This is a genomic window from Enterococcus termitis (genome assembly GCF_001730305.1).
Taxonomy (GTDB): domain Bacteria; phylum Bacillota; class Bacilli; order Lactobacillales; family Enterococcaceae; genus Enterococcus_L; species Enterococcus_L termitis.
In genome coordinates, this window is record NZ_MIJY01000045.1 from 171511 (window position 1) to 184491 (window position 12981).

The 12981-nt window shown below is 37.1% G+C and carries 11 protein-coding genes and 1 other annotated feature (1 of these 12 only partly in view); of the genes, 6 read left to right on the forward strand and 5 right to left on the reverse strand.

The annotated features are described in order from the left end of the window. Positions 1–66: a binding site (T-box leader), on the forward strand (it extends 159 nt beyond the left edge of the window). A 91-nt stretch (positions 67–157) separates the two neighbouring features. Continuing rightward, the gene (locus BCR25_RS17435; RefSeq protein WP_069664886.1) at positions 158–2803 is read left to right on the forward strand and encodes a valine--tRNA ligase; all 2646 of its coding nucleotides are present in this window, start codon (positions 158–160) and stop codon (positions 2801–2803) included. 87 nt (positions 2804–2890) lie between these two features. Here the strand turns inward: BCR25_RS17435 and BCR25_RS17440 are convergent, their stop codons facing one another. Both BCR25_RS17440 and BCR25_RS17445 read right to left on the reverse strand, forming a co-directional pair. After that, positions 2891–3484: a TVP38/TMEM64 family protein gene (locus BCR25_RS17440; RefSeq protein ID WP_069664887.1), complete on the reverse strand. Its 594-nt coding sequence runs from the start codon at positions 3482–3484 to the stop codon at positions 2891–2893. 20 nt (positions 3485–3504) lie between these two features. Beyond that, positions 3505–6072 (reverse strand): YfhO family protein, encoded by a 2568-nt coding sequence (locus tag BCR25_RS17445; protein ID WP_069664888.1) that lies wholly within the window; start codon positions 6070–6072, stop codon positions 3505–3507. Between the two features lie 357 nt (positions 6073–6429). Here BCR25_RS17445 and BCR25_RS17450 point away from each other — a divergent pair, with 357 nt between their 5' ends. From BCR25_RS17450 to BCR25_RS17465, 4 genes are all read left to right on the forward strand, one after another. Continuing rightward, positions 6430–7731 (forward strand): bifunctional folylpolyglutamate synthase/dihydrofolate synthase, encoded by a 1302-nt coding sequence (locus BCR25_RS17450; RefSeq protein ID WP_069664889.1) that lies wholly within the window; start codon positions 6430–6432, stop codon positions 7729–7731. Between the two features lie 56 nt (positions 7732–7787). Continuing rightward, positions 7788–8450 (forward strand): HAD family hydrolase, encoded by a 663-nt coding sequence (locus BCR25_RS17455; protein ID WP_069664890.1) that lies wholly within the window; start codon positions 7788–7790, stop codon positions 8448–8450. A gap of 86 nt (positions 8451–8536) precedes the next feature. Continuing rightward, entirely contained in the window at positions 8537–9205 is a 669-nt protein-coding gene (radC, locus tag BCR25_RS17460) for a RadC family protein (protein WP_069664967.1), read from the forward strand. Positions 9206–9352: 147 nt separating this feature from the next. Next, entirely contained in the window at positions 9353–9553 is a 201-nt protein-coding gene (locus tag BCR25_RS17465) for a cold-shock protein (RefSeq protein WP_069636133.1), read from the forward strand. 468 nt (positions 9554–10021) lie between these two features. Here BCR25_RS17465 and BCR25_RS20510 read toward each other — a convergent pair whose 3' ends face one another. Beyond that, entirely contained in the window at positions 10022–10171 is a 150-nt protein-coding gene (locus BCR25_RS20510) for a hypothetical protein (protein WP_169819037.1), read from the reverse strand. A 166-nt stretch (positions 10172–10337) separates the two neighbouring features. On the opposite strand from BCR25_RS20510, the gene BCR25_RS17470 reads away from it, so the two are divergent. Further along, positions 10338–10787, forward strand: a complete 450-nt coding sequence (locus BCR25_RS17470) for a universal stress protein (protein WP_069664891.1) — start codon at positions 10338–10340, stop codon at positions 10785–10787. 95 nt (positions 10788–10882) lie between these two features. On the opposite strand, the gene rnjA is transcribed toward BCR25_RS17470, so the two are convergent. After that, positions 10883–12553, reverse strand: coding sequence for a ribonuclease J1 (rnjA, locus tag BCR25_RS17475; RefSeq protein WP_069664892.1), 1671 nt, complete (start codon positions 12551–12553; stop codon positions 10883–10885). Between the two features lies 1 nt (position 12554). Then, on the reverse strand, positions 12555–12767 hold the full coding sequence (locus tag BCR25_RS17480) for a DNA-directed RNA polymerase subunit epsilon (RefSeq protein ID WP_069664893.1): 213 nt from the start codon (positions 12765–12767) through the stop codon (positions 12555–12557). Positions 12768–12981 lie beyond the last annotated feature (214 nt).

Genomic DNA, 12981 nt, shown 5'->3' on the forward strand with positions numbered 1-12981 from the left:
TGGTGTTTGCATAGACAGACACAATTTAGGTGGTACCACGTATAAAAGAGATTATACGCCCTAAAATGCGCAAGTATTTTAGGGCGTATTTATTTGTCTTTTATTGAATCGATCGTTGCTGAAAGAATAAATCAAAAAATAGAAAGAAGGAAATGGCATGACTGAAGAAAAAAATTTACCAACCAAATATCAGCCGACTGAAATTGAACAAGGACGTTATCAAAAATGGCTGGATCAAGACTTGTTTAAACCAAGTGGGAATAAAGAAGCAAAACCTTATTCGATCGTTATTCCACCGCCCAATGTCACTGGCAAACTTCATTTAGGTCATGCATGGGATACAACTTTACAAGACATGATCATCCGGCAAAAGCGAATGCAGGGATTTGATACGTTGTGGTTGCCAGGAATGGATCACGCAGGGATAGCCACACAAGCAAAGGTTGAAGAAAAATTAGCAGAGCAAGGAATTTCCCGTTATGATTTAGGTCGTGAAAAATTTGTCGGACAGGTTTGGGATTGGAAAGAAGAGTACGCCTCTCATATCCGCGAACAATGGGCAAAAATGGGCTTGTCTTTAGATTACAGTCGTGAACGTTTTACATTAGATGAAGGCTTGTCTGAAGCTGTTCGCAAGGTTTTCGTTTCTCTTTACGAAAAAGATCTGATTTATCGTGGAGAATATATCATCAACTGGGATCCTAAAGCGAAAACAGCCCTATCAGATATTGAAGTTATCCACAAAGATATCGAAGGCGCATTTTATCATATGAGTTATCCATTAACTGATGGAACAGGCGTTGTAGAAATTGCAACAACACGTCCAGAGACTATGTTGGGGGATACAGCCATAGCAGTTCATCCAGAAGATGAGCGCTATCAAGCGTTGATTGGTAAGACCGTTACGTTGCCATTAGTTGACAAGGAAATACCGATTATTGCGGATGAATATGTAGACATGGAATTTGGAACAGGCGTCGTAAAAATTACGCCAGCACATGATCCGAATGACTTTGAGGTTGGTAATCGTCATGATCTACCTCGGGTAAATGTAATGAATGAAGATGGTTCTATGAACGAACTTGCTGGGAAATATGAAGGAATGGATCGTTTTGCAGCTCGTAAGATGATTGTTTCTGATTTAAAAGAATTAGGTCGTTTGATCAAAATCGAAACGATGAATCACAGCGTTGGGCATTCAGAGCGGACAGGTGTCGTAGTTGAGCCGAGATTATCTACACAATGGTTCGTTAAAATGGCGCCATTAGCTGAAAAAGCAATCGAAAATCAAAAAACAGACAATGCAGTTGAATTTTTCCCGCCGCGCTTTGACCAAACGTTCTTGCGCTGGATGGACAATGTTCATGATTGGGTTATTTCACGTCAATTATGGTGGGGTCATCAAATTCCTGCATGGTACCATAAGGAAACTGGTGAAATGTATGTTGGGATGGAAGCACCAGAAGATGCTGAAAACTGGATTCAAGATGCTGATGTGTTGGATACATGGTTTAGTTCGGCATTATGGCCGTTTTCAACAATGGGTTGGCCGGATACAGATGCAGAAGATTATCAACGCTATTTCCCAACAAGCACACTGATTACAGGGTATGACATCATTTTCTTCTGGGTAAGCCGCATGATCTTCCAAAGCTTGGAATTCACAGAACAGCGTCCATTTAAAAATGTCTTGATGCATGGGCTGATTCGTGCGGAAGATGGTCGCAAGATGAGTAAATCTTTAGGCAATGGGATCGATCCGATGGAAGTGATCGAAAAATATGGTGCTGATGCATTACGCTGGTTCTTATCAAACGGTTCTGCACCTGGTCAAGATATGCGTTTCAGCTATGAAAAAATGGATGCAGCTTGGAATTTCATCAATAAAATCTGGAATGCCAGCCGTTTTGTAATCATGAATATTGAAGGTATGGACTATGAAGATATCGACTTTAGCGGAGAAAAAACAGTTGCTGACCGCTGGATCTTAACTCGCTTAAATGAAACTGTTGAAAAAGTTACAGATTTGTTTGATCGTTTTGAATTTGGTGAAGCCGGTCGTCAATTATACAATTTCATCTGGGATGACTTCTGTGATTGGTATATTGAAATGAGTAAAGAAATTTTATACGGTGAAAATGAAGCAGCTAAACAAACCACACGTAGCATTTTAGTCTATACATTAGATCAAATTCTACGTTTATTACACCCAATCATGCCGTTTGTGACAGAAGAAATCTGGGAAAATATTCCTCATCAAGGAGAGTCTTTAGTAATTGCTGAATATCCAGTGGTCCATGAAGAGTTTTCAGATGAAACTGCTGCACGTGGAATGGAAGTATTAAAAGAGCTGATTCGTGCGGTACGAAATATCCGAGCAGAAGTAAATACACCTTTATCTAAACCAATTACGTTACTAATCAAAACGAATGATGAAGCAATCGATAAATTCTTGATCGAAAATACTAATTATATCGAACGTTTCTGTAATCCAGAAGAACTAACGATTGCAAGTAATATCACTGCACCAGAATTAGCAATGTCTGCTGTCTTAACAGGAGCAGAGCTATATTTACCGCTGGCTGGTCTGATCAATATTGAAGAAGAAATCGCTAGATTAGAAAAAGAATTAGATAAGTGGACACAAGAAGTAAAACGGGTACAAGGCAAATTAGCGAATGAACGATTTGTTGCCAATGCGCCAGAGGATGTTGTTCAAGCTGAGAAAGAAAAAGAGAAAGATTATTTAGAAAAACAAGTTGTGGTAAAAGAAAGAATTGCCCAATTACGAACAGTAGAATAAAGTAAAATATACTAAGATAAACGTTTAGCTCCAAGAAATAAGCTGGAATTGCGGCTTATTTCTTGGAGCTGCTTTTTTGCACCGTTTTTAACTGATCAAAAAGCGGTTGAAGAGAAATAATAGTACATAGCCATATGTTGCAACTGACCAGAATTTAAAAATCAATAAAATTTTCATATATTCTTTAAATGGTAACTCTGTTAAACCAGCAACTAGGCAGACTAAATCATCCGGAGCAAACGGAATCAACAATGTAACAATCATAAGTTTTTTGATGCCGTTTTTAGGACGGTCAACCATCTGTTCAAATTTCAAATAGCGTTTTTTAGATAAGATCAAGCGAACAAACGATTTTCCATAATAACGAGCTAACCAGTAAACAATCATTTCTCCAATGATTAACCCAATATAACTGTAAAACAAACCATGAAGACTTCCAAACATCAGCATACCAACAACTGTAGAAATTCCACCAGGCAAAATTGGTACAATGACTTGGAGAATCTGTAAAATAATGAAAATAACGATAGCATATTCACCAAATTGATCGATAAAAGCCTGCAGTGAATGAACCGAATGGAAAATCCCTTTGGAATAACCATAAATGATCAAACCTGTAAAACAAAGAACGCCTAAAATTGGCAATAGATAAATGATACGCTTTAAAATCGTTCCTTCCATGGATGGAAATGCCTCCTGTATTAAGCTAACTTACGTTTCAAAACTTTTTTGAATAGTTGATAAAAGAATACGCTAATCAACACAGAAAAGCTAATCAAAGCCCCTATAAATAAGTTTTTTTGCTGATACTTCATACGTATATGATGCTCACCAGGTGCCAATTTGATTCCTGTAAAGTTGCCTAATATGCGGTTAGTTTTAACTTTTTTGCCATCGATGATTACTTGCCAATTTTTATCATAAGGGACAGATAAATATAATAAGGAAGGTCCGGCTTCGTTAACAGTGAGTGAACCAGTCAATACGCCAGAGGTTTGTCTAGTCATTTGGAGTGCTTGATTTTTTTTATACTTAATTAACGAGTCGAAGCGATGCTGCTCTAATGTTTTTAAATCGATCGTCTCTTTGGTCAACCTTTTTTTAGTTTCAATCTGTAATTGAACGACTTCATTCTTTTTGAAATAGCCTAAATTAAAAATTTGATTGGTCGCAATGTAGATAGATGGCTGAATTTCTTCACCATTGACCTTAAAAGAATTGACTTTTTCCCAGTTAAAGTCTGGAATGTATAAATGCAAGTCACCGCTAGACGTTGTTTTTGCGGTCAATGTGTAATTATTTTTCCCTTGAACCGACCAGGCCATTTTTTCAGTTTCTTGGAAATAGTTTTGTTGATTCGGTTGAATGGATTGCAAAATTGTTTCTTGATTATTTAAGGGCTGTTCTTTAGCCAAATCGATCGAGCTGAACGTTTCTGGAACTAAAAAGCCCAGTCCAATTGCTTCAGAATTTTTATAGACATGAGTAGATGGCTCTGTCGATATATTGTTTTGTCGAGCTTTTTCATCAGGTGTGATCTGGTATGCTACATTCAATAGTAAATTGATGACACTTGATTCGTCGACATAGGCGATACGTCGATCATTTTTTTGATAAAGCCCTAGTTCCTGCAGCGTTTCTTGTGTTTTTGCTTCTAAGGTAGAGGTATAACTCGAAACGCCAGCATAACCATAGAAGAGCGGATTATTATAGCCGTTATGTTTTTCTCGGTAGCCGGCAGTTTTAGAATTAACTGACTGTTTTATCCGGAACAAATCAGGCTGCTCATTTTTTAAACCAGAGATAATATCGTTTTGGATTTTGGCTGTTTTAGCAAAGGCTTCTTGATTACCAAATGGAATATCTTTAAAACTAATCCAAAAATTGAAAACTAATTCTAGGCTGACAAGCAGACACATAGTTATGAAAAGGACATTTTTCTTTAGACCGTTCGTTTGTTGAAGTAAAATGATCAGTCCGTATAGTAGCCAAATACCAACCAAACTAATCAGGTAATAATGATCTGCAAGTAAAAAGGCTTTAGCCTCTGAAAATTTCAAAGAAATATATCCCATTATCAATAAGAAAGAGAAGATGCAAGGAACGACGAGCCTCAACTTGCTCCCTTGCTTCAATTCAAGAAAAGCTTCATATGCAAATTTTATGATCAAAAAACTAAAAATAAAGGTATTTCGATAAGGAAATCCTGCTGGACTTTGAAACATATGCCAGATCGTATTGACGACTTCCAACCAAAAACTCAGAAATATAAAACCGATCAAAGCTGCTGCTCCCAGCTTTTCCCTTTTCGGTATGCTACTAAGTTGGAAATAAGCGATGAAAAGCAAAACCATCAATAATCCTGAAAAGACTGTTGGTAAATGATCCAGCCGAGTAGCAAAATTAACATTACCTAATCCGAATTGAGAAAGTACTTCTAGTCCAAATTTTGGTTCAGGTAAAAAAGTTTGCCAGTCAAAATTAGTCTTATTGGTTAAAAGCATTCCTTCCACTGCTGGAATCAAGATAAAGCTCGTACTGATCCCAGTTAAAAAGGAAGTAAGGAAAAACAAACGTCCTTCTTTAATAAAATGCCAAAACGATTTTTTTTCAGCTACAACGACTTTTTGATAATACCAATAAAGGCTATAACAAACCGCAAAAATACAAATCATGTAGCCCATATAATAATTAGTTACAATAGAAATAAAAAGGGTAATAGAGTAGAGCCAATACTTTTTCTCACTCCATAAACGTTGTATTCCCAATAGAATCAGCGGAAGCAGAATCAGTGCATCAAGCCACATGAAATTCAAACTATAAACAGTAACAAAGCCGCATAAACTATAAGACGTTGAAAACAGCAGGGTAGCTAAGGATGGCTGTCGGTACGTCTCTTTAAGATAATAAAACATAGAAGTTCCCATCAAAGAGATCTTCAATGTGATGATCAATAAAATGGCGATTGGAAGCTGATCATAAGAAAATAACAAGACTAAAAAATTAAAAGGACTCAATAAATAATATGCGGTCAGTGGTAAAATCGTTCCACCGAGTGCATCAGAAAACGAATAAAGGGAATAAGAATCTCCTTGGAAAAATTGTTTAAAGGCACTTAAAAATGGCATATACTGGGTACCTAAATCACTGACCAATAAGTTGTTGTTTCCAAAGGGGGCCAGACCTAGAATAGACCAAAGAATGATCAGCAATAAAAATGGAAGGAAAAAACTTCCGCAGATTAAAAAACTTTTTTTCATTTTCGACATGGGTTATACTGCTCCTCTATACTAATGATTTGTCGTTACTATAGGATAAAGGTTCAATCAATCTAAAAAAATCAAACGAACTACCAGCAACAAGAAATGATTCTGTGACAAGACTATAAAGAATAAGTCTAGCATGAAAAACAATAACGATGCAACGTATTACTGTTTACTTCATACATATAGTCTTGCTTATTTTATCATAGCTGACGCTTTTTTGATGGTAAGAGCCATTTTTTTACTCTTTCTTTATTAAATGTCTGTTGATTTGGACAGATTTGACCATTTCTATGATAAAAAACATTAATTAGTGAAAAGAACGAAAGCTTTCGTTATAATAGATAGTGAGGAGCTGATAACATGTCACTAACGATAGATGAGGCAATCGAATGGATCCACAGTAGACTGCCTTTTGGTTCTCGACCAGGGCTTGATCGAGTAGAAGCATTATTAAAACGAGTTGAAAACCCAGAAGAGAAAGTCCCGACGATTCACATTGCCGGTACTAATGGAAAAGGATCGACCGTTACGTACCTACGTTGTATGCTAGAAGAGCTAGGATTAAAGGTAGGCACGTTTACTTCTCCGTATATTGAGCATTTCAATGAACGAATCGCAATCAATGGTCATGGGATTGCCGATCATCGAATCATTCAATATGTTGAAAAATACCAGCCGATTATCAAGGAGATGGATCAAGAATCTTCCATCGCAGGAATCACGGAATTTGAAACATTGACAGCGATGGCGCTTGATTATTTTTTAGATGAACAAGTGGATATTGCGATCGTAGAAGTCGGACTTGGCGGCTTATTAGATAGTACGAATGTTGTAAAACCAATGTTAACAGCGATTACGACAATTGGAAAAGACCACACTGAAATTTTAGGTGATACACTTGAAAAGATTGCTTTTCAAAAAGCAGGAATCATAAAAGAAAAGATTCCGGTGGTTACAGGAAATATTGAAGAAGAGGCTTTTGTTGTGATCGAAGCAGAAGCACGTAAAAAACACAGTCGGATTTATCGATACAATCAAGAGTACAAGGCTGAGTATCTTCACCCAGATAAAAAATGGGGCGAGATATTTCATTTTTATGGCGATGCGGGGAAATTACCAAACCTAAAAATTCCTTTATTGGGCCGACATCAAGTGGAAAATGCAGCAGTTGCGATTCAGCTATTTTATCTCTATTGTCAGTCACAGCAGATCAATTTTAAAGACCGTGATGTTTATCAGGGACTTACTCAAGCGCAATGGCCTGCCCGAATGGAAAAAATAAGTGATGAACCATTAATCATTTTAGATGGGGCACATAATGATCATGCTGTGCGGCGTTTGGCCGAAAATTTAAAAAAAGAATTTGCGGGTCAACAGATCCACATTCTATTTTCTTCGCTTTCTACTAAAAACGTAGACCAGATGATCGGATTATTGAAAAAAGTACCGAATGTCCATTTATATTTGACTACGTTCGATTATCCTAGAGCAATAGATCTAACAAAAATGGAACACTTTGAAGACGAAAATACTGAGATCGTTTCATTATGGCAATTTGGTCTAGGAGAAATTTTAGAAAAAATGTCGTCAGATGATCTAATGCTTGTCACAGGTTCGCTGTATTTTGTTTCCCAAGTTCGTGAACTACTATTAAACATATAAATTAACGATGTGGAGTAGTAAAAGCTACATCCGCTGGACTTTCAAATTAGGAGGAAATGATGAAAAAAACAGATGGTGTAATTTTTGATATGGACGGTTTGCTGTTTGATACTGAGCTGATTTATTATCAATCCACACAAAAAATTGCAGACGTAATGGATTTTCCATACACAAAAGAGCTTTACTTAAAATTTTTAGGGGTATCGGATGAAGAGGTCCAGGCTAATTATCATCAAATCTTCAAAGAATTTGGTAAAGAACGAGTAGATGAATTTATCCAGCGTTCCTATGCTGATACTATTGAAGTATTTGAGTCAGGTGAAGTCCCTTTAAAAGAAGGTGTTATAGAACTGCTTGATTATCTTGATGAACAGGAGATACCAAGAGTAGTTGCTTCAAGTAATGTCCGTCCAGCAATTGAGCTTCTACTTGATGGGGCTGGAATTAAAAACCGTTTTTCCGGTATAGTTTCAGCAGAAGACGTTACTCGGGCTAAACCAGATCCCGAAATTTTCCAAAAGGCGTTAACTTTCCTAGGAACTGCAGCTGAAAGTACACTAATTTTTGAAGATTCATTTCATGGTGTAACAGCTGCAAAAGCAGCTGGAATACCAGTCATTATGGTTCCTGATCTGTTACAGCCAACCGAAGAAATTAGAGAAAAAACAATTGAAATATTTGATAGTTTAACTCAAGTTCCGGCTTATTTGAAAAAATAAAATTATCACTTCTTTGCGTATCTTTTAATTAGGAACGTAAAAGGAGTGATTTTTTGATCAGAGAAGAAAAATTATTTATTAGAGAGATGCCGGAAGATTGTCTTCCACGAGAACGTTTAGAAATAGTCGGAGAAAAGGCACTATCAAATCAAGAATTGCTGGCGATCTTATTAAGGACAGGTTCAAAAAGTACGAATGTGATGGAAGTTGCTTCAAAATTTTTGAATTATTTCCATCATCTTTATGAATTAAAGAATGCAACAGTAACAGAAATGATGGAGATCAAAGGCATCGGAAGAATCAAAGCCATTGAATTAAGAGCTGCGATTGAATTTGGCTATCGAATCCAACAAAGCACACAAATGAAACTAGGAAGAGTATCCTCCAGCTATCAGATTGCACAAAATTTGATGTATGAATTACAAGACCTTCAACAAGAGCATCTTATTTGTTTATATCTAAATACCAAAAATGAAGTTATTAAACAAGAAACAGTTTTCAAAGGATCTTTAAATCAATCTGTTGCTCACCCGAGAGAAATCTTCCGTTGTGCTGTAAAGTATTCTGCCGCACGATTGATACTCGCACACAACCATCCATCTGGTAATCCAACACCGTCGGAAAGTGATGTACATTTTACTCAAAGAATGCAAGAATGTGGAAAAATGATGGGAATCGAAGTGCTTGATCACATCATCATCGGCGAACAAACTTACGTCAGTATGAGAGAAGAAAATTTTTTCGCTTCAGAGTAATTAGAATTCTTGCAAAAATAAGGCTTCGCATGTACAATGTATGTGTAATCTTGTTTGGGACAATATAGAAGTTTTAATTTTAAAACCCTCTATCGTACACGGGCAATGTTACAATATTTAGTGCTTAAGCACGAGGAGGAACAAAGAATGGAACAAGGAACAGTAAAATGGTTTAATGCAGAAAAAGGGTTTGGATTTATCTCTCGCGAAGATGGAAGCGATGTATTCGTACATTTCTCAGCTATCCAAGGAGACGGATTCAAAACTTTAGAAGAAGGTCAATCAGTAAGCTTCGACGTTGAAGATTCAGATCGTGGACCTCAAGCAGTTAACGTAGAAAAAAACTAATTCATCCATTCCAAAACATCTGACAACAGTCGGATGTTTTTTTGCTGTGAAACACTGCGATTGCTACGCAGAGCAGATGTTGAACAGTACTAGGCGAGCGAAGAGAGCGTAGTCACCATACTAGTGAAACACAAACATGGATAAGAAGAAGAATCAGACAGGCGATGAAAAATAGGAAGAAAATAGAAGTACGGAGCAGATGTTGAACAGTACTAGGCGAGCGAAGAGAGCGTAGTCACCATACTAGTGAAACACAAATATGGATAAGAAGAAGAATGAGACAGACGATGAAAAATAGAAAGAAAATAGAAGTACAGAGCAGATGTTAAATAGTACTAGGCGAGCGGAAAATCCATCAAATCAATTTAAAGATTTCTGAACAACAAAAAAGGCATCTGTGATTTAATATTCACTAGATACCTTTAGATCGTATTAGAACTTGAATCGCTCATTTAGGTTGATAACTCCTTAAATAGATTTTTTCAATTCTTTTACTGCTTGTGTAATTGTGATACCATAAGCGACGTTTGCTTGGTTATTAGCATCGATAGCCATAAACAAATTTCTCTTTGTATCAAGTGCTACACGGTATTTTAATACTTTATTACCAAATGTCATAGTTGATTCTCCTCTCGTATTTCTTTGAAAGGCAACGATATCTGATAACGAAATTCCACGATTACTATATCATGTTCGATCGAAAGTGTAAAGGGGAAAATATTATTTTTTGTTGAAAGCGCTTTTTAATAGTATACTATAGGTACAACCAAAGGAGGTTTTTATCATGGGTGAGTCGTATAAGAACATTTTAGTTGCTGTAGACGGGTCTGATCAGGCGGAAAAAGCGTTTGAAGAAGCAATCAAAATTGCTAAACGAAATAATGCTGCGTTGCATGTTTTGTATGTCATCGAAGAAATGGGTAATTATTTTGGCGAATTAACGATGTCAATGGGAACGATGATGGAAGAACTTCGAGCACGAGAAGAAGAGGAAATGAAAAAAAGAAAAGCGCATGCTGTAGAATCTGGGCTAACTGAGGTATTTACTTATGTTATGTACGGATATCCTAAAACATTGATTGCTGATTTTTCTGAATCGGAGGAAGCAATTGACTTAATTGTCATTGGACGAACTGGATTGAATGGTTTCCAACGAATGATGGTAGGCTCGACAACTTCTTATGTAGTCAATCATACAAAGGCAAACGTTCTGGTTGTTAATAAAGAAGTGTGATAGGTAAAAAACGTTCCGCTAAGAGCTGATCTTTTATCACTCTTTACTTAAATACAAAAAAGCCGATACAACATTGTATCGGTCTTTTTCTATTTTCATGATGTCATGATCATTGGTAAAATCATTGGATGACGTTCTGTTTTTTCAAATAAGAATGGTTGTAATGCAGCAGAAATTGCATCACATAGTTTTGCTTCGGTGCAGTTCTCATCACGAAGCGCTTCGCGAATTGCGTTGAATAATAGACGCTGACCTTCATGGATCATTTCTCCAGATTCTCTCATGTAAACAAATCCGCGTGAAAGAATATCCGGACCAGCTAAAATTTCTTTATTTTTGATGTCAACAGTGGCAACAGCAAGGACAAGTCCTTCTTCAGATAGAATTCTACGGTCACGTAAAACAACATTTCCGATATCACCCACACCATTTCCGTCCACATAAACATCATTGGCGTTGAAGTGTCCGGCGATATGTGCGTCATCAGCTGTTAGTGCGAGAACATCACCATTCTCCATAATAAAGCAGTTTTCCGCAGGTACACCGACATCTTGTGCAAGTGATGCATGGATTTTCAACATTCTAAACTCTCCATGTACGGGAACAAAGTATTTAGGTTTCATCAAACGTAACATCAATTTTTGTTCTTCTTGTCCACCGTGACCAGAAGTGTGGATATTATTGATTTTCCCATGAATGACTTCCGCACCTGCTTCTGAAAGCAAGTTGATCAAACGGTTAACACTTGTGGTATTCCCAGGAATCGGAGAACTTGAAAAGATGACAGTATCTCCAGGCTGAACAGAAATTTGACGGTGGGTTCCATTAGCGATTCGACTCAAAGCCGCCATAGGTTCGCCTTGTGATCCTGTACATAGAATCATTGTTTCTCCAGCGGGCAGTTGATTTAGCTCCGAAGCATCGACAAAGGTCCCTTTAGGAACATTTATATAGCCAAGTTGTTCGCCATTAACGATTGCGTTTTCCATACTACGGCCGAAAACAGCAATCTTACGTCCAGTCTTAACGGCAGCATCTGCTGCTTGTTGCAGCCGGAAAATATTCGATGCAAAACTGGCGAATATGATTCGACCTTCAATTTTTTCAAAAATCTTCAAAATAGAAGAACCAATCGTTTTTTCTGATTTTGTAAAAGTTGGTATTTCAGCATTAGTACTGTCTGATAAGAGGCATAGAACGCCTTCTTCACCCAATTTTGCCATACGATGCAGGTTTGCTGGTTCACCTACTGGCGTGAAGTCAAACTTGAAATCGCCTGTTGCAACAATATTACCGGAAGGCGTTTTAACAACGACTCCTAAAGCATCTGGAATACTATGAGTGGTACGGAAAAAGCTGATCGAGGTTTTACGAAAACGAATGACAGTATCTTCATTGATTTCATGTAATTCTGCATCCCGCAGCAATCCATGCTCATCCAGTTTGTTTGTGATCAATGCTAATGCTAAAGGTCCAGCATAAATCGGAATATTTGCTTGGCGTAAAAGAAACGGTACGCCGCCGATATGATCCTCGTGTCCATGTGTAATGACCAAAGCTTTGACTTTATGCAGATTTTGAACGATATAACTATAATCAGGAATCACATAGTCGATCCCAAGTAAATCATCTTCTGGAAATTTGATTCCAGCATCGATAATAATGATTTCATCTTGAAATTGAACCCCATAAGTGTTCTTTCCGATCTCGCCCAAACCGCCTATTGCAAAAACGCCGGTTTCATTATTTTTAATATTGACTTTCATATTAAAACTCCGTTAAAGAGAATTCCGCGTGTTCTTGTTCATAAGCTAAATGATTTTCATCAAGTGCTTGGATATATTCAATATTATATGGGGTATTTTCTTCTACTTGTTGACGCACGATAACATCGCTTTCAGCTTCAACATAAAGTGATTTTGTATCTTCTCTTTTTGGGTTTCTTGTCTTTGTTTCTTGGTAATAAACTTTATAAATCATAGTCTTTTCTCCTTTATCTGCTATAGCAGTTAATTATTTATTTTATTTTTTTACTGTAATTTTGAACACAACAAAACGAGGTGGCTGACCACCTTAAAAACAATCGTCATCAAAAACAGGAGTTAATGATGAAATGAAGCCTCGACTTTGCTTCACTGTACTTGTTTTGTAGAAAACCTATCTCTTTCAACCGTCCGCTGTGTTGTGTAGAACA